The organism is Streptomyces sp. NPDC055632 (assembly GCF_053618675.1).
This window is the reverse complement of record NZ_JBSHHY010000013.1, coordinates 19443-37890: the sequence shown is the minus strand read 5'-3', so window position 1 is coordinate 37890 and position 18448 is coordinate 19443. Positions and strand designations below refer to the sequence as shown.

Genomic DNA, 18448 nt, shown 5'->3' with positions numbered 1-18448 from the left:
CTGACCGTGGAAAATCTCATCGCTCTGCTCGTCGGGGCGCCCCTGCTCGGCGCGGCCGTGCTGCTCTGCGGCGGCCGGCGGCTCGACCGGGTCGGCCACTGGATCGGCACGCTCCTCGCGGCCGTCTCCTTCGCGATCGGCCTGGCGCTCTTCGCCGACATGCTCGGCAAGGGGGCCGAGGAGCGGGCCCTGCACCAGCGGCTCTTCACCTGGATCCCCGTCGAGGGCTTCCAGGCGGACGTCGCCTTCCAGCTCGACCAGCTCTCCATGACGTTCGTCCTGCTGATCAGCGGGGTCGGCACCCTCATCCACGTGTACTCCATCGGATACATGGAGCACGACGAGCGGCGCCGCCGGTTCTTCGGCTATCTGAACCTGTTCGTCGCGGCGATGCTGCTGCTCGTCCTCGCCGACAACTACCTGCTCCTGTACTTCGGCTGGGAGGGCGTCGGCCTCGCCTCGTACCTCCTCATCGGGTTCTGGCAGCACAAGCCCAGCGCGGCCACCGCCGCGAAGAAGGCGTTCCTGGTCAACCGGGTCGGTGACATCGGCCTCTCGATCGCCATCATGATCATGTTCACCACCTTCGGGACCTTCGCCTTCGGGCCGGTCCTGGAGGCGACCGGCCAGGTCTCGCAGGGGACGCTGACCGCGATCGGCCTGATGCTGCTCCTCGCGGCCTGCGGCAAGTCGGCCCAGGTGCCGCTGCAGTCCTGGCTCGGGGACGCGATGGAGGGCCCGACCCCGGTCTCGGCCCTCATCCACGCGGCCACGATGGTGACCGCCGGTGTCTATCTGATCGTCCGCTCCGCCGACATCTTCAACGCGGCCCCGGACGCGCAGCTCGTCGTCACGATCGTCGGCGCCGTCACGCTCCTGTTCGGTGCGATCGTCGGTTGCGCCAAGGACGACATCAAGAAGGCGCTGGCCGGCTCGACGATGTCGCAGATCGGCTACATGATCCTGGCGGCCGGCCTCGGCCCCATCGGCTACGTCTTCGCGATCATGCACCTGGTGACGCACGGCTTCTTCAAGGCCGGGCTCTTCCTCGGGGCCGGTTCGGTCATGCACGGCATGAACGACGAGGTCGACATGAGGAAGTACGGCGGCCTGCGGAAGTACATGCCGGTCACCTTCGTCACCTTCGGCCTCGGCTACCTCGCGATCATCGGCTTCCCCGGTCTGTCCGGCTTCTTCTCCAAGGACAAGATCATCGAGGCGGCGTTCGCGAAGGGCGGCGCCGAGGGCTGGATCCTCGGCGCGGTCACCCTGCTCGGCGCGGCCATCACCGCGTACTACATGACCCGCGTGATGCTGATGACCTTCTTCGGCGAGAAGCGCTGGCAGCCCGACGAGAACGGCAACGCGCCGCACCCGCACGAGTCGCCGAAGTCCATGGTGATCCCGATGGTGCTGCTCGCCGTCGGCTCGGTCGCCGGAGGCGCGGTCTTCGAGTTCGCCGGGTTCGTCGAGTGGCTGGAGCCGGTCACCGGCTACGAGCACGGGCACCCGCCGATCGGCGCCGCGGCCGTCACCGCCGCCACCGTCGCCGTCATGGTGATCGGCGTCGGCCTGGCCTACCTCCAGTACGGGCGCCGGCCCGTCCCGGTGGTCGCCCCGCGCGGCTCGCTGCTCACCCGGGCGGCCCGCCGCGACCTGCTCCAGGACGACTTCAACCACGCCGTCTTCGTCACGGGCGGCACGCACCTCACCCGCTCGCTCGTCTACGTCGACCACTCCCTGGTGGACGGCGTGGTCAACGGCACCGCGGCGAGCGTCGGCGGGCTCTCCGGCCGGCTGCGCAAGCTCCAGAACGGCTACGCCCGCTCGTACGCGGTCTCCATGTTCGGAGGTACGGCGGTGCTGATCGCCGCGACCCTGCTGATGAGGGCGGTGTAACTGTCATGTCCTTCCCGCTCCTTACGGTGACGGCAGCGGTGCCGGCGGTCGGTGCGATCCTGACCGCCGCCGTGCCCGCCGCCCGCCGCACCGCCGCCAAGTGGCTGGCGCTGCTCGTCTCGCTCGCCACGCTCGTCCTCGCCGGGATCGTCTTCGTACGCTTCGAGCCCGGCGGCGAGCGCTACCAGCTCACCGAGTCGTACGCCTGGATCAAGGACTTCGGGGTCCGGTACGAGCTGGGCGTGGACGGCATCGGGGTGGCGCTGATCGCGCTCACCGCGCTGCTCATCCCGTTCGTCATCCTGGCCGGCTGGCACGACGCCGACCCCCTGGAGACCTCGTCGAAGAGGTGGCGCCCGACCCAGGGCTTCTTCGCCCTGATCCTCATGGTCGAGGCGATGGTGATCCTCTCCTTCGAGGCCACCGACGTCTTCCTCTTCTACATCCTGTTCGAAGCCATGCTCATCCCGATGTACTTCCTCATCGGCGGCTTCGGCGACCGGGCCCACGCGGGCTCCGACGAGAACGCGGCGGCCCAGCGCTCCTACGCGGCCGTCAAGTTCCTCCTCTACAACCTGGTCGGCGGCCTGATCATGCTGGCCGCCGTCATCGGCCTGTACGTGGTCGCGGGGAACTTCTCGCTCACCGAGATCGCCGGGGCCCGGGCCAACGGCTCCCTGGAGATCGCGACCAGCACCGAGCGCTGGCTGTTCCTCGGCTTCTTCTTCGCCTTCGCGGTGAAGGCGCCGCTGTGGCCGCTGCACACCTGGCTGCCGAACGCGATGGGGGAGGCCACCGCCCCGGTCGCCGTCCTCATCACCGCCGTCGTCGACAAGGTCGGCACCTTCGCGATGCTCCGCTTCTGCCTCGGGCTCTTCCCCGAGGCCTCGAAGTGGGCCACGCCCGCGATCGTCGTCCTCGCCCTGATCAGCATCGTCTACGGCGCGCTCGTCGCCGTCGGCCAGCGGGACATCAAGCGCCTGGTCGCCTACGCGTCCATCTCGCACTTCGGCTTCATCATCCTGGGCATCTTCGCGATGACCAGCCAGGGCCAGTCCGGCGCCACGCTCTACATGGTCAACCACGGCATCTCGACCGCCGCCCTGATGCTCGTCGCCGGGTTCCTGATCTCCCGGCGCGGCTCGCGGCTCATCGCCGACTACGGCGGCGTGCAGAAGGTCGCGCCGGTGCTCGCCGGCACCTTCCTGATCGGCGGCCTCGCGACCCTGTCGCTGCCCGGACTCGCTCCGTTCGTCAGCGAGTTCCTGGTCCTGGTCGGCACCTTCGCCCGCTACCCGGTGGCCGGCGTCATCGCCACCACCGGCATCGTCCTCGCCGCGCTCTACACCCTCGTCCTGTACCAGCGGACGATGACCGGGCCGGTGAAGGAGGAGGTCCGGAAGCTGCCGGACCTGCGGCCGCGCGAGCTGGCCGTGGTCGTCCCGCTGATCGCCCTCCTGATCTTCCTCGGGGTCTTCCCGAAGCCGCTGACGGACGTCGTCAACCCGGCGGTGCGGCACACCATGTCCGACGTCCAGCAGAAGGACCCCCAGCCAGAAGTGGAGGCGGCCAAGTGAGCACTCCCGCTGTCGCATCCTCCGTCCACACCCTGTGGACGACCGCCGCCGAGCCGCTGGAGAAGATCCCGGCGCCCCACATCGAGTACACGCAGCTCGCGCCCGTGCTCATCGTGGTCGGCGCCGCGGTCCTCAGCGTCCTCGTCGAGGCCTTCGTGCCCCGCAGGGGCCGCTACACCGCCCAGGTCTTCCTGAGCGTCCTCGCGCTCGCCGCCTCCTTCGCCGCCGTCGTCGGCCTGGCGGCCGGCGGCTACGGCTCCACCAAGGCCCACATCGCGGCCATGGGCGCCATCGCGGTCGACGGACCCGCCCTCTTCCTCCAGGGCACCATCCTGCTCGCCTCGATCGTGGCGGTCTTCACCTTCGCCGAGCGCAGGCTCGACCCGGCCGACCACGGCCACCGGGTCGACTCCTTCGCCGCCGAGGCCGCCGCCGTGCCCGGCAGCGACCACGAGAAGGCGGCGGTCAAGGCCGGGTTCACCACCACCGAGGTGTTCCCGTTCGCCCTCTTCGCCGTCGCGGGCATGCTGGTCTTCCCGGCGGCCAACGACCTCCTGACGCTCTTCATCGCCCTGGAGGTCTTCTCCCTCCCGCTGTACCTGCTGTGCGCCGTCGCCCGCCGCAAGCGGCTGATGTCGCAGGAGGCGGCCGTCAAGTACTTCCTGCTCGGCGCCTTCTCCTCGGCCTTCCTGCTCTTCGGGATCGCCCTGCTCTACGGCTACGCGGGCTCCGTCTCGTACGCCACGATCGCCGACGTCGTCGACGGGGCGGTCGCCTCGGTGAACCCGGCGCTCGCCGACACCATGGGGAACGACGCGCTGCTCCTCATCGGCTTCGCCATGGTCCTCATGGGCCTCCTCTTCAAGGTCGGCGCCGTGCCGTTCCACATGTGGACCCCGGACGTCTACCAGGGCGCCCCGACCCCGGTCACCGGCTTCATGGCCGCCGCGACCAAGGTCGCCGCCTTCGGCGCGCTGCTCCGCCTGCTCTACGTGGTCCTGCCGGGCCTCACCTGGGACTGGCGGCCGGTCATGTGGGGCGTCGCGATCCTCACCATGCTGGGCGGCGCGATCGTCGCCATCACCCAGACCGACATCAAGCGGCTCCTGGCGTACTCGTCCATCGCGCACGCGGGCTTCCTGCTCGCGGGCGTCATCGCCGCCACCCCCGACGGCATCTCCTCCGTCCTCTTCTACCTGGGCGCGTACTCCTTCGTGACGATCGGCGCCTTCGCCGTCGTCACCCTGGTCAGGGACGCGGGCGGCGAGGCCACCCACCTCTCCAAGTGGGCCGGTCTCGGGCGCCGTTCGCCGCTCGTCGCGGCGGTCTTCGCGGTCTTCCTCCTCGCCTTCGCCGGCATCCCGCTGACCTCCGGATTCTCCGGGAAGTTCGCGGTCTTCAAGGCGGCGGCGGAGGGCGGCGCGGGCGCCCTCGTGGTGGTCGGCGTGCTCTCCTCGGCGATCGCGGCCTTCTTCTACATCCGGGTCATCGTGCTCATGTTCTTCAGCGAGCCCAAGGCGGACGGCCCCACGGTCGCCGTCCCCTCGGCCTTCACCACCGTCGCCATCACGGCGGGCGTGGCGGTCACCCTGGTCCTCGGCCTCGCGCCGCAGTACTTCCTGGACCTGGCGAACCAGGCCAGCGTGTTCGTGCGGTAGCCCCGGACGGACGCGCACGAAGGGCCCGGCTCCTCCAGGAGCCGGGCCCTTCGGCGTACTTCACCCCCGGCAGGTGCCGTGCCATCGTGGAAGCCGCCCCGAATGGTCTGTACCAGTCGTCGGAAGGGAAGCGTCACGATGCGCGGCACCACCGTCTTACCAGGCACCCCCTGCGACGCCCCGAGGGCCGGCGACCCGCCCGTGCACCGGCTCGAACTGCGGCTGCCCGACCAGGTGCCCTTCGCTGCCGGAGGGTTCGACGCGATGGGGCCGATGTCGCGGGCCGCGTACCCGCACCGGCACACCTTCTACGAGATCGTGCACGTCACCGAGGGCAGCGGCGTCCACGTGCTCGACCTGGAGCGGTACGAGGTGCGGCCGCCGCAGCTCGGGGTGATCCTGCCCGGACAGGTGCACCACTGGGAGGGCGTGCGCGGGCTCGAAGGGTCGCTCGCCCTCTTCACGCCCGAGTTCCTGGTCGGCGGGCCCGACGACGAGGAGCTGCTGCGACGGCTCGGGGAGCGGCCCTGGGCGGACCTCGACGCCGCCGGCCACGAGCGCACGGCCCGGCTGATGGGCGACCTGGCCGAGGAGTACCGGTACGGGGCCGACGGGTTCGCCGGGGTGCTGCGGTCCCTGCTCCACGTGCTCCTCGTGCGGGCCGTCCGGCTGCCCGGCGGCGGGGGCGGGGACCTGCCGCCGCCGCGCGGCCTGGCCGAGGAGTTCCTGCGGCTCGCCCGCACCGCCGGGACCACCGGGCTCTCCGTGCGGGAGTGCGCCGAGCGGATCGGGGTGACCCCCGGACACCTCACCGAGGTGGTGCGGGCGGCCACCGGCCGCACGCCCGCCGCGCTCCTGCGCCAGGAGCGGGTGCGGGAGGCGCAGCGGCTGCTCGTCGCCACCGGGCTGCCCGTGCGGCAGGTGGCCGCCCGGGTCGGGTTCGACGACGCCGCCTACTTCTGCCGGTTCTTCCGGAGGGAGGTCGGCCGCAGCCCCGGGCGCTTCCGAAAAGACCACGACCGCCGCGTTCCGTCCATCGAACCCGGTGCCGCGGGCCCCTAGGTTCGTTGCCGATCCCAGCCCCCCACCCGAGGAGCCAGGCACATGGACAACGAGACCAGCACCGGCCACGTGACCCGCAAGACCGTCCTGCGGGCCGCGCTCGCGGCCGGCATGGCGGCCCCCGCGGTGCTCATGGGCGTCCCCGCGCTCGCCCGCACCCTGACCGGCGGCCAGGAGGCACCCGCCCTCACCCCCGCGTGCGACGACGGCGACGACCCCACCCCGGCGCAGATGGAGGGCCCGTACTTCAAGCCCAACTCCCCGCTGCGCTCCAGCCTGCTGGAGTCCAACACCCCCGGCGTCCGGCTCACCGTCGGCGGATACGTCTTCGGGCGCGCCTGCCGGCCGATATCCGGCGTCCTGCTCGACTTCTGGCAGGCCGACACCAACGGCGCCTACGACAACACCGGGTTCCGCTTCCGCGGCCACCAGTTCACCGGCGCCGACGGCTCCTTCAAGCTCACCACGATCGTGCCCGGCCTCTACCCCGGCCGCACCCGGCACCTCCACGTCAAGGTCCAGGCCCCCGGCCGCCCGGTGCTCACCACGCAGCTGTACTTCCCGGGCGAGCCCCGCAACAACACCGACGCCCTCTTCGACCCGCGGCTGCTCATGACCGTGCGGGACGCGGGCGGGGCGCGCGAGGCCGCCTTCGACTTCGTCCTCGACGTGCCGCAGAACCCCGGCCCGACGCCGACGCCCACGCCCACCCCGACCACCCAGCCGCCGGGGGGCAGCTGGGCGGTCGGCACCGCCTACCGGGCCGGGGACGCCGTCACCTACGGCGGAGCGGGCTACGTGTGCCTCCAGGCGCACACCGCCCAGCCCGGCTGGCAGCCGCCGAACGTCCCCGCCCTCTGGCGGGCCGCCTGACGGTCAGACGGCGGGGGCGATCCGGCCCCGGACCTCGCCCAGGGCGACCCGGGTGCCGTCCGGGCCCGGAGCCCACGCCGTCAGGACGACCTCGTCGCCGTCCTCCAGGAACGTCCGCTTCCCGCCGGACAGTTCGAGCGCGTCACGGCCGTTCCAGGTCAGCTCCAGGAGCGAACCGCGCTGGTTCACCTCGGGCCCGGAGACCGTCCCGGAGCCGTACAGGTCGCCCGTGCGCAGCGACGCGCCGTTCACCGTCATGTGGGCGAGCTGCTGGGCCGCCGTCCAGTACATCGAGGAGAACGGCGGCTCGGCCACCACCTCGCCGTTGATCTCGACGGTGATCCGCAGGTCGAAGCCGCCCTGCTCCTCCTCGTCCGCGTCGTCCAGGTACGGCAGGAGCGGGAAGTCCCGCGCGGGCGGGGCGGTGCGGGCCGCGTCCAGGGCCTCCAGGGGCGTCACCCACGCCGAGACCGACGTCTGGAACGACTTGCCGAGGAACGGGCCGAGCGGCACGTACTCCCAGGCCTGCACGTCCCGCGCCGACCAGTCGTTGAGCAGCGTCAGGCCGAAGACGTGCTCCCGGAAGTCGGCGAGCGGCACCGGCCGGCCCAGCTCCGACGGGGTGCCGACCAGGAAGCCGACCTCCGCCTCGATGTCCAGCTTCACCGACGGCCCGAAGACCGGTGCCGGGTCGGCGGGCGCCTTGCGCTGCCCGGAGGGGCGCACGACGTCGGTGCCGGAGACCACGACCGTGCCCGCGCGCCCGTGGTAACCGATCGGCAGGTGCTTCCAGTTGGGGGTGAGCGCGTCGCCGTCGGGGCGGAAGATCCGGCCCACGTTGGTCGCGTGGTGCTCGCTCGCGTAGAAGTCGACGTAGTCCGCGACCTCGTACGGCAGGTGCAGCGTCACCGCGTCCAGCGGGTGGAGGAGCGGCTCGACGTCGGCCCGGTGCGCGGGGACCGTCACCCAGGCCGTGAGCGCCCGGCGGACGTCGCGCCAGGCGGTCCGCCCGGCGGCGAGGAGCGGGTTCAGGCTGGGCTGCGCAAGGAGTGACGCGTAGGGGGAGCCGAGCGCGTGCGCCGCGGCCCCCGCGTCCAGCACGTACCCGCCGATCCGGACGCCGAGCCGGCGCCGGTCGGGCTCCTCGGCGGTGGAGAAGACGCCGTACGGGAGGTTGTGCGGGCCGAAGGGATCGCCCTCGGCCAGGTCGAGCGGGCTGTGCTCGGACATCGGTGCTTGCCTCGCTTTCCACGGGTGTTGGGGGACACGTTACGGGTCGGGCCGCCGGGCGCTGATGACATGGATCACACGGAAAGTGCGGCCTCCGTGGGCAACTGTCCGCGTTCGCTCCCTTTGGGTGCCCGGCGGTCGTTCCCGCCCGCCCGGGGCCGTGGAAACGGGTCTCCCGGGGCGGGGCGCCGGGACCTACGATCGCGGTGGCGTCGCGCCGCGTGAGGCAGCCGCAGGAGCACGCCCCGCTCTTCTTTCGACCCCCTGACCAGGAAAAGGTCCACAACGTGAAGATCCGCCGCATTCTCGCGACCGCAGTGGCCGCCGCCGTCACCACGCCGGTCGTGTTCCTGTCCGCCGCTCCCGCCTTCGCCGACACCAAGCCGTCGCCCGCCTCCACGCAGAAGCCTGCGGCCGGCGACGACACGCTGTCGACGCACAAGGAGCTGAAGGCCGCCGTCGTCAAGGCGCAGGCGAAGCTCGACGCCTTGGAGGCGGAGCGCGAGCAGGTCCTGTACGACCTCAAGAACAACGTGCTGGACCCGGCCCTGGAGGCCAAGCTCAAGGCGGCCGAGGAGGCCGCCAGGGTGGCCAAGGAGACCAAGGAGGCCGCCGACCGGAAGCTGATCGCGGCGCAGGAGACGCTGGACAAACTTCCCGAGACCGCCGGCGCGGAGGAGAAGGAGCTCGCCGAGAAGGGCCTCGCCGACGCGAAGAAGGCCGTCGAGGAGGCCGTCACCGCCAAGACCGCCGCAGACCTCAGCCTCAAGGAGGTCCAGACCGCTTGCTCCGACGCCCGTGTCGCCCTCTCGCGCAGGGCCCAGATCCTCAACGAGGAGATCGAGCTGGCCGAGAAGGAGCTCGCCAAGGCGAAGAAGGCCCTCGAAGACTTCGAGACGATCGGTCAGGAGTGCGCCGAAGACAAGACCGTCAAGGTCTCCCTCGACGGTCCGGAGAAGATCACCGCCGGCACCAGCGCCCTCTTCTCGCTGCGCGTCTCCAACACCTCGCAGAGGACCCTCGACGAGGTCGAGGCCTACGCCTTCGCCGCCGCGATGCCCGACAGCATCGAGGACGAGGACTTCTTCGAGGAGTACATCACCGTCGAGTGGTCCTCCGCCGACGTCCTGGAGTGGACGCCGCTCACCGAGAACGGGAACGCCATCGAGGTCGGTGAGCTGCTCAAGGGCGGCCATTACGACGTGAAGCTGCGCCTCACGGTCGCCCCCAAGACCCCGGCGGGCCCCGGCGTCGTCTTCGCCATGGGCGCGTACGAGAACAACGACGGCTCCTGCGGAATCGGTGAGGAGCCCGGGACCGCCGAGTTCGACATCCTCGCCGCCAAGGGCGACAAGCCGAAGCCGACCCCGACCCCGTCGCCGTCGACCACGACGCCCGCCCCGGTGCCCACCACCGGCAACACCGGCACCACCCAGCAGGGCGGTTCGTCCAGCACCCCGGTGACCAACGGCAACCTCGCCGCCACCGGCTCGAACGACGCCCTGCCGATGATCGGCCTCGCCGCCGCCGGGGCCGTCGTCCTCGGCGCCGGCGCGGTGTTCGTCGTCCGCCGCCGCAAGGCCGGTTCGCAGGCGTAAGCAGGTCCGGATCCCCCGTACGGCGGCGCTCAGCCCGCCGTGCGGGGGATCCGCTTCTCCCAGGTGCGGTGGAAGACGACCTCGTCGCCCTCCCGGCACACCACCTCGTTCGAGGTGTGGAAGGCCTCCGCGTCGCAGGTGATCTCCGAGCGGGTCTCCACGCCGACGTCCCAGTCCCGGTCGGGGCGGTGCAGCCGGATCGTCCAGTCCGAGCGGGTGCGGGCGGTCAACGGGCCGCTCTCCTCGATCGTGTAGGTCTCCAGGGCGTCCTCGGTGAACTCCAGGCCGTCCGGGTACACGCGCGTGCCGCCGTACTTGGGGTCCACCTCCAGGCGCCACTCGCCCTTGGCCACGTCCCGGACCACCACCCGCTCCGGGCGCCGCTCCTCCGGTGAGGCCGGGTACACGACCTTCAGCGGTGCGGCCTGCTCCGGCTCCTCCCACGCGACCGCGTCCTCGGTGCGGCGGCGGACCGGCAGGGTGAGGGAGGAGCCCGCCGGGTCGAGCGTGAAGCCCGCCGCGTCGGGCCGGGGCCAGATCCACGGCCAGTACGTGGAGGAGACCGCGAGCCGCACCCGGTGGCCGGGCGCGAAGGCGTGGCCGATGCCGTTCAGTTCGAAGGTGAAGCCCTCCGTCTCACCGATCCTGGCCGGCTCGGTCCGGTCGCGGCCGTGGCGGGCGGAGAAGTTCAGGGCGCCCCGGGTGACGAGGGTGGAGGAGCCGTCCGGGGCGATGTCGCAGAGCCGGGCGATCACCTGCCCGGTGGGCGCGGCCACGCGCAGGGACAGGGTCACGGACGGGCGGCCCAGGATCTCGACGGGATCGCCGTCCTCGGGCACGGGGAAGTCGAAGCAGGCCGAGTGGGCGTCCTCCTCGCGCTGGTCGGGCGGCAGGTCGGCGTCGTTGCCGAAGGGGAAGAAGCGGCCCGCGTCGATCCCGGTCTGCTGGGGCGAGTCGACGACCACCGGGGAGCCCTGGAAGCCGTACGCGACGGGGGTGACGTTCGGGGACGGCCAGGCGGGGTCGGCGACCCAGCGGCCCGGCAGCTCCTCGTAGACGGTGGCCGGCGGGTGCGAGTCGCTGATCCAGGAGCGCAGCAGCGGCTCGTCCATGACGCCGTTCGCGGCCCCCTTGAGGTGGTGGTCCCACCAGCGCAGGGTCTCCTGGAGGAAGCCGATCGCGGGCCCGGGCGGAAGCCCCCGGTCCGGGTACTGGTGCGACCAGGGCCCGACGATCCCGCGCACCCGGTCCGCCGGCAGGTGCCGGACGAGCCGCAGCACGGTGTCCCGGTACGGGTCGTGCCAGCCGCCCACGGCGAGGACGGCGGCCCCGATCGCGCCGTAGTCCTCGCAGACGCTGCCGTGCTTCCAGTACGCGTCCCGGGTCTGGTGGGAGAGCCAGGTGTCGACGAGCGGCTCCACGGCCTCCAGGCGCCGCAGCCACATCGCCCGCCACTCGTCGCCGACGTGCTCCGGGTCCGGCGGCCGGCAGGAGAAGGCGAGCATGGTGGCGCCCCAGGCGTGCATGTCGACGCCGAGGACCGAGCCGCCCATGTAGTGCACGTCGTTGTCGTACCGGTCGTCGGTGGAGCAGACGGTGACGACCGCCTTCAGCGGCTCGGGGGCGAGGGCGGCGATCTGGAGCGAGTTGAAGCCGCCCCAGGAGATCCCGAACATGCCGACCCTCCCCGTGCACCAGGGCTGCTCGGCGAGCCAGTTCACCACGGCCACGCCGTCCGCCAGCTCGGTCGCGTCGTACTCGTCGCCCGGCAGGCCCCCGCTGTTGCCGTGGCCGCGCACGTCCACCCGTACGGAGGCGTAGCCGTGGCCCGCGTACCAGGGGTGGCGCTGGTGGTCGCGGGGCGCGGTCCAGTCGCTCAGGCGGTACGGCAGGTACTCCAGGAGGGCCGGTACGGGCTCCTCGGTGACCGGGCGCCACACGCGCGCGTACAGCGGGGTGCCGTCCGGCATCGGGATGCGGACGTCCTCGCGGCGGGTCTCGTACGGGAAGTCGGTGCGGATCTTCGGCATCGGGTCACCTCGGGGACGGACGGCGGGCGCGGCGCTCAGTGGACGGGGTGCATGGTGCGGCGCAACCAGGGCGCCAGGGCGATCACGACGAGGCCGACGGCGACGGCCACCGCGCCGTTCACACCGAAGTACGCGGGCTTGGAGACGTCGTCGTAGAGCTTCACGGTCTGGGCCTGGATCCCGTTGGCGAGCGCCAGGGAGAGGAACCAGAGCGACATCGTCTGGCTGGAGAAGGCCTTCGGGGCGAGCTTGCTGGTGGCGGACATCCCGGAGGTCTCCACGAGGACGTCGCCGAGGCCGAGCAGCACGTACGAGCCGACGATCCACCACGCGGCCATCCGGTAGGTGTCGTCGGCGTGCCCGGAGGTCGGCAGGACCATCAGGAGGAACGACAGGCCGCCCAGGATCACCCCGAACGCGATCTTGTTCGAGACGTGCGGCTGGCGGTGGCCCATCCGGGACCAGGCGGTGGCCACCACGGGCGCCAGGGCCACCTCGAAGGCGCCGAGGGCGGAGGCGTACCAGCTCGCGGGGAAGTCGAAGCCGAGGAGGGTGGTGCGGGCGTTGGTGGAGGCCAGCAGGATCATCGTCGAGTACGCCTGGAAGAGGATGAAGTTGAACACCACCGAGGCCAGGAAGAGCACGACGTACGGCCGCAGGCGGCCGCGCTCCTCGGGCGTGACCCGGGGGCTGGTGAACATCACCCAGAAGTAGACGGCCGGCGCGACCACCGAGATCAGGGTCAGCACGTCCACGAACCGGTCGATCGTCAGCCACCCGACCAGGGCCAGGACCGTGGCGGCGACCGCCACGACGACCGCGCCCGCGACCATCAGCCGGACCGCCCGGCGCAGGGCGTCCGGGGCGAGCGCGAATTCGGCGGAGTGCTTGCGCCCGGCCAGGTGACGCCGGCCCGCCACGTACTGGACCAGGCCGAAGGTCATGCCGATCGCGGCGGCCGAGAAGCCCCAGTGGTAGCCCTCGTGGTCGGCGAGCCAGCCGGTGATCAGCGGACCGGCGAAGGCGCCGATGTTGATCGCCATGTAGTAGAGCGCGAAACCGGCGTCGCGGCGGTCGTCGTCGGTGCGGTAGAGCTTGCCCACCATGGTCGCCACGTTCGGCTTGAGCAGGCCGGTCCCGGCGCTGATCAGACCGAGCCCCACCCAGGTCATGGCGGCCGTGGGGACCGCCATGGCGTAGTGCCCGCAGGCGATCAGGATCCCGCCCCAGAGGACCGCGCGGTACGAGCCGAGGACGCGGTCCGCGAGCCAGCCGCCGGCCACCGAGACCAGGTAGACCAGCGTGCCGTAGGCGGCGGAGACCGAGGCGGCGGTGCCCGGTGCCATGCCGAGTCCGCCGTCGGAGACGGCCGCGGCGAAGTAGAGGACGAGGATCGCCTGCATGCCGAGGAACGAGAACCGCTCCCAGACCTCCAGGCCCGAGAGGGTCAGCAGGCCCTTCGGGTGCCCGAGGAAGGCGCGGTCGTCCTCCGGCGGGGGCTGCTCGCCGTCCGGGTCGGTGTCGATGTTCGTTCGGGACAAAACGCCTACTCCTGGTGGTATCGGCTGATCACGAACATACCGGGGGTGACGGGAAGGCGCCCACGGTGATCGAAAGGTGACCGGATACGCTGGCTTGAGTGAATCCGGCGACACATCGACAATCCGCCTGATCGTTCCGTGTGATCGCTGCCGACCATGTGATCGACAGCAGGCGTCAGCAGACAGGAGACCCCTTCGTGACCGTCGTCGGGCCGTTCGGCCTCAGCGTGCGGGACCAGGCTCTTGAGGCCGATGTCCAGACCGGTCTGGCGGCCGTGGAGGCGGGCCTCCTGGACGCCACCAAGAGCGACGTCCCCTTCATCACGGAGGCCGCGCAGCACCTCGTCCTGGCCGGCGGGAAGCGCTTCCGCCCGCTGCTCGTGATGCTCGCCGCCCAGTTCGGCGACCCCTACGCGCCCGGCATCGTGCCCGCCGCCGTGGTCGTCGAGCTGACCCACCTCGCCACGCTCTACCACGACGACGTCATGGACGAGGCCGACGTCCGGCGCGGCGTCCCCAGCGCCAACACCCGCTGGGGCAACTCGATCGCCGTCCTCACCGGCGACTTCCTCTTCGCCCGCGCCTCCCACACGCTCGCGGACCTCGGCCCGGAGGCCGTCCGCATCCAGTCCGAGGCGTTCGAGCGCCTGGTGACCGGCCAGATCCTGGAGACCGCCGGACCCACCGACGGCCGCGACCCCGTCGACCACTACCTCGACGTCCTCGGCGGCAAGACCGGCTCCCTCGTCGCCGTCGCCTGCCGCTTCGGCGCCATGATGGCCGGCGCCGACGAGAGCGTCGTCGACACCCTCACCCAGTACGGCGAGCGGCTCGGCGTCGCCTTCCAGCTCGCCGACGACGTCCTCGACATCGCCTCCGACTCCCACGAGTCCGGCAAGACCCCCGGCACCGACCTGCGCGAGGGCATCCCGACCCTGCCCGTCCTGCACCTGCGGGCCGCGGCCGCCGCACACGGGCGCCCCGAGGACGTCGAACTCGTCGCCCTCGTCGACGGCGACCTCACCGACGACGCCCGGCACGCCGAGGTCCTGCGCCGGCTGCGCGCCCACCCGGCCCTGGAGCAGGCCCGCCGGGACACCGTGCGCTACGCGGAGGAGGCCCGCGCGATGCTGGCCCCGCTGCCCGACGGCTACGCCAAGTCGGCGCTCGCGGAGCTGTGCGACGCGGTGGTGTACCGGGCGGGTTAGGGCTTGTCCTGTGCCTGTGGGGCCTGTGGGGCCTGTGGGGCCTGTGGGGCCTGTGGGGCCTGTGGGGCCTGTGGTGCTTGTGGGGCCTGAGGGGTCTGCGGGGACGCGCCCGCCTCCAGGTCCCGGGCGAGTGCCCGGAGCCAGACCTCCACGTCCGTGAGCGGGGCGAGGAGCGGTGCGGGGACCCGCTCCGCCACCTCCGGCGGCAGGGGCGCGGGCCCGGCCCGTACGCCGTCCGGGGGGAACCCCGCCGCCCGTACGGTCGCCGCGGCCACCTCCTCGGCCGCCTCCCGCGCCCAGCGCCGGGCCTCCGGCGGCAGCCCCGGCATGCCGTCCGTACGGGGCAGCCAGTAGGCGCCGACCAGCGTGCGCGACCCGTGGTCGAGCACCGCGAGCCAGTCGTGGGCGGTCCCGGCGGCGGACGCGGCGGGCTCCGTCCGGTACTGCGCGTAGGCCGCCTCGGCGATCCGGAGCCGGTGCAGGGTGAGCCGTACGCCGGGGGAGGGGGGCCCGGGGTTCCCGGGATCCCCGGGGGACGCGGACGGTCCGGCCAGGGCCAGGGCCGGGGCAGGGGCTGCGACCCGCCCGCTCCCGTCCGTCACCGCCGCCGCCGTGGCCCGCACCAACGGCGCGGCGGACCGCAGCAGGGCCGACATGGCGTACCGGATCTCGGCGCGGGCCCCGGCGGGCCAGGCGAGGAGGCCGCACAGCAGGCCGATCGCGCTGCCGGTGAGCACGTCGACCAGCCGGGCCTCCGCGAGCCGCCAGGTCACCGGCGCGATCTGGGCGAAGGCCGTGGCGACGACCAGCGTGAAGAGCCCCTGGCCCCGCGCCGGGCCGCCCAGCGGGCCCAGCGTGAAGGCCACCAGCATCATCGGCACCAGCAGCGCCGCGTACACGTCGGATGCGCCCCCGGCCCCCACGATCAGCAGCCCGGCCGCGAACGCCCCCGCCAGCGTCCCGGCGGCGGCCGACCGCACGGCCGACCAGGTGGCGCCCGCCGTGGTCCGTCCCAGCGTCAGGACGGCGAGCAGCACCCAGAAGCCGTGCGACAGGTCGAGCGAACCGGCCACCAGACGGGCAAGCGCCAGGCCGAGCGCGGTGCGCAGGGCGTTCTGGAAGACGACGGAGCGCCGGGTCAGATTGCCCCTGATCCGGACGGCCAGCAGCCGGGCCGGTCCCGCCGCCGCGTACCAGAACTGCTCGCGGGGCAGCCCGTGGAGCCGCTCGCGCCCGCCGAGCGCGAGGGAGGCGGCCGTGCGGACGGTCACCGCCGACACCGCCGCCGTCAGGACCGTCGACCGCCGGACCAGGACGGCGCGCGGGGCGGGCTCCGGCCCGGCGGCGGCCCCGCCGCGCGCCTTCAGGAAGTCCGCGACCATCTCTTCGAGGAGCTGCGGCCCGGCGAGGACCCGGCCCCGGCGCCCCCGGTCACCCCTCCGCAGGGCCCCGGCCGTCTCCGTGCAGCTCGCCGCGATCCCCCGCAGCAGGTCCGCCGAGACCGTGTCCCCGGGCGCCGGGACGTGCGCGGCGAGCAGGGCGAGCTGGTCGAGGAGCCGGCGGGTCGCGGCCCCCGCCTGGGCCAGGGCCCGGTCCGTCCGGCCCGCGCCCGTCGGCCGGGCCCCGGCGGGCAGCCGCGACAGGCGCAGCTCCCGCCCGGCCGCCCCGAGCCGCCCGGCGGTCTCCGGATCCGGCCCCTCCCCGCGTACGACCCCGGAGGCGGCACGGGCCGCCGCGTCCAGGGCGTCCGCGATCCGCCCGCGGTACGAGGGCTCCGGCGCGTCCGGGAAGAGGAACGCCTCGGCCAGGGCCAGGAGCGCCCCGCCGACGGCGAGTCCGACGAGGCGCTGGGGCAGGGTCTCCGGCTCGTACGGCGGGAAGCAGGCAAGGATGTAGAAGAGCTGGAGCCCGGGGGCGGCGCCCGCGGTCCGGGGCCCGCAGGCCGCCCCGAAGGCCAGTGCGAACCCGACCGCCAGCATGCCCGCGACGGCCGGCCAGGTCCCGACCGCGAGCACGGTCCCGAGGACGACGAGCACGGCGGCGGCCGGCACCGCCCGCAGCACGGTCGCGGCGCGGTCCCGGCCCGCGCCGGGCAGCGGGGAGAGGATGCCGAACGCGATGGGGGTGAACAGGGCGTAGATCCCGGCCACCGGCCGGTCAAGGAGGTAGAGCGCCGGATAGAACCCGGCGGCCGTCGCGGCCGTGACGTGCGCGGCGTGGCGCCCGGTGCGCGCCACCGCGGAGAGCCCCTCGGCCATGACGGCTCCTCTCGCCCCGTCCCCCTCCAGCCAGTCTCGCCCGGGAGCACGGGCCCCGCCTTCGCGGAACCGGGAGTTCCGCGTGTGCGGGTCCCCGCCGGTCTCGGGGTCGGGTCATCCCCAAGGGGTAGGCGAGGTTGATCCCGGGGGCTGACGCGTTCCGTTCCCCCGTTTGGTGAGATGGGGTACATCGACCACATGAGGCCGTTCGGGGCCTCTCAGGGCGCACGGAGGTAGCGGAGACCATGGCAGCGAACGAAGTCCCCGGCGAGACCGTCGACGAGATCCGCGACGAGGCCCGCGGCGGGGTCCGTCGCAAGGCGAGCCGGTACGTCGTCCCCGTCGCGGTGGCCGGTGTGGCCGCGGCGACCATCGGCCTGGTCCCGGCGCTCGCGGCGTCCGGCGACCCGGACCTTCCCGGGATCACGGCCCAGCAGCTCATCGAGAAGATCGCGGGCTCGGAGACCCAGACCATCTCCGGCACCTTCAAGGTCTCCACCGACCTGGGCCTGCCGGCCCTCGGCGGCCTGGCGTCCGGCCTCGGGGGCCTGGGCGGCGGGGCGGCCTCCTCCACGGCGGACCCCTCGCAGAAGCTCACCGAACTCGCCTCGGGCACCCACACGCTGCGCCTGGCGGCGGACGGCCCCGAGCGCCAGAGGCTCACCCTGCTCGACGGCTCCGACGAGTACAGCCTGATCCACAACGGCGACGACGTCTGGGCCTACGACAGCAAGTCGAACGAGGTCTTCCACGAGAAGGGCGCGTCCGGGGGTCCGGAGGCCGGGGAGAAGGAGCTGCCCGCGACGCCCAAGGAGCTCGCGGACGAGGTCCTGAAGGCGGCCGGCGACACCACGTCGATCACGGTCGACGGCACGGCGAAGGTGGCGGGCCGGGACGCGTACCAGCTCCTGATCAAGCCGAAGCAGGCCGGTTCGACGGTCGCGTCGGTGAAGATCGCGGTGGACGCGGCGAACGGCACCCCGCTGAAGTTCACGCTCTCCTCGGTGGAGGGCGGCAAGCCGGTCGTGGACGCCGGCTTCACGAAGGTCGACTTCGCCCGGCCGGACGCGTCGGTCTTCGCCTTCGAGGCGCCGAAGGGCGCGAAGGTGACGGAGGGCGCGGCGGAGGAGGCGGGGAAGCCGGAGAAGCTGCCCGAGGACTTCGGGAAGGACTTCGAGAAGGAGTTCGGGAAGGGCTTCGAGGACTTCGGCAAGGGCCTGAACGTCATCGGCGAGGGCTGGACGACCATCGCGAGGTTCGACACCGGCGCCCCCGCGCCCGAGACGGACGAGGCGCCGAAGGAGATCCAGGGCTTCCTGGACTCCTTCGGCGACGAGGTCACCGGGAAGTTCGGCTCGGGCACCGTCTTCAGGACGAAGCTGGTGAACGCGCTGCTCACCGACGACGGCAAGGTCTACGTCGGCGCGGTGACGAAGGACGCGCTGGTGGACGCGGCGAACGCCGGCAAGTAGCGACACGGCCGGGAGCCGGCCCGGTTGGGACCCCGGGCGGGT

At 72.7% G+C, this 18448-nt stretch carries 12 protein-coding genes; 8 read left to right on the top strand and 4 right to left on the bottom strand.

Going from position 1 to position 18448, the window contains the following annotated elements; genetic code table 11:
• Nucleotides 1-6: 6 nt before the first annotated feature.
• The 5 genes from nuoL (at nt 7) to ACWGSR_RS18385 (ending at nt 7069) form a co-directional block, all read left to right on the top strand.
• Nucleotides 7-1899: an NADH-quinone oxidoreductase subunit L gene (nuoL, locus tag ACWGSR_RS18405; protein WP_453567513.1), complete on the top strand. Its 1893-nt coding sequence runs from the start codon at nt 7-9 to the stop codon at nt 1897-1899.
• A gap of 5 nt (nt 1900-1904) precedes the next feature.
• Nucleotides 1905-3476, top strand: a complete 1572-nt coding sequence (locus ACWGSR_RS18400) for an NADH-quinone oxidoreductase subunit M (protein WP_453567511.1) — start codon at nt 1905-1907, stop codon at nt 3474-3476.
• Nucleotides 3473-5134 carry an NADH-quinone oxidoreductase subunit NuoN gene (gene nuoN, locus ACWGSR_RS18395; protein WP_453567509.1) on the top strand — a complete coding sequence of 554 codons (1662 nt, stop codon included), beginning with the start codon at nt 3473-3475 and terminating at the stop codon, nt 5132-5134. Before ACWGSR_RS18400 ends, nuoN begins: the two co-directional genes overlap by 4 nt.
• 138 nt (nt 5135-5272) lie before the next feature.
• Nucleotides 5273-6196, top strand: coding sequence for an AraC family transcriptional regulator (locus ACWGSR_RS18390; RefSeq protein ID WP_453567507.1), 924 nt, complete (start codon nt 5273-5275; stop codon nt 6194-6196).
• A gap of 42 nt (nt 6197-6238) precedes the next feature.
• On the top strand, nt 6239-7069 hold the full coding sequence (locus tag ACWGSR_RS18385; RefSeq protein WP_453567505.1) for a dioxygenase family protein: 831 nt from the start codon (nt 6239-6241) through the stop codon (nt 7067-7069).
• A 3-nt stretch (nt 7070-7072) separates the two neighbouring features.
• Here the strand turns inward: ACWGSR_RS18385 and fahA are convergent, their stop codons facing one another.
• A complete protein-coding gene (gene fahA, locus ACWGSR_RS18380) occupies nt 7073-8299 on the bottom strand; it encodes a fumarylacetoacetase (RefSeq protein WP_376232449.1) in 1227 nt (408 codons plus the stop codon).
• 287 nt (nt 8300-8586) lie between these two features.
• Between fahA and ACWGSR_RS18375 the strand changes: the two genes are divergently transcribed.
• Entirely contained in the window at nt 8587-9897 is a 1311-nt protein-coding gene (locus ACWGSR_RS18375) for an LAETG motif-containing sortase-dependent surface protein (RefSeq protein WP_453567503.1), read from the top strand.
• A 29-nt stretch (nt 9898-9926) separates the two neighbouring features.
• On the opposite strand, the gene ACWGSR_RS18370 is transcribed toward ACWGSR_RS18375, so the two are convergent.
• The gene (locus tag ACWGSR_RS18370; RefSeq protein WP_453567501.1) at nt 9927-11927 is read right to left on the bottom strand and encodes a CocE/NonD family hydrolase; all 2001 of its coding nucleotides are present in this window, start codon (nt 11925-11927) and stop codon (nt 9927-9929) included.
• Nucleotides 11928-11962: 35 nt separating this feature from the next.
• Nucleotides 11963-13468, bottom strand: coding sequence for a peptide MFS transporter (locus ACWGSR_RS18365; RefSeq protein ID WP_376232445.1), 1506 nt, complete (start codon nt 13466-13468; stop codon nt 11963-11965).
• A gap of 197 nt (nt 13469-13665) precedes the next feature.
• Between ACWGSR_RS18365 and ACWGSR_RS18360 the strand changes: the two genes are divergently transcribed.
• Nucleotides 13666-14676: a polyprenyl synthetase family protein gene (locus tag ACWGSR_RS18360; protein ID WP_062752885.1), complete on the top strand. Its 1011-nt coding sequence runs from the start codon at nt 13666-13668 to the stop codon at nt 14674-14676.
• Here the strand turns inward: ACWGSR_RS18360 and ACWGSR_RS18355 are convergent.
• Nucleotides 14673-16934, bottom strand: a complete 2262-nt coding sequence (locus ACWGSR_RS18355; RefSeq protein ID WP_453567499.1) for an FUSC family protein — start codon at nt 16932-16934, stop codon at nt 14673-14675. The genes ACWGSR_RS18360 and ACWGSR_RS18355 overlap by 4 nt on opposite strands.
• A gap of 245 nt (nt 16935-17179) precedes the next feature.
• On the opposite strand from ACWGSR_RS18355, the gene ACWGSR_RS18350 reads away from it, so the two are divergent.
• Entirely contained in the window at nt 17180-18406 is a 1227-nt protein-coding gene (locus ACWGSR_RS18350) for a LolA family protein (protein WP_453567497.1), read from the top strand.
• The last annotated feature ends 42 nt before the right edge of the window (nt 18407-18448 follow it).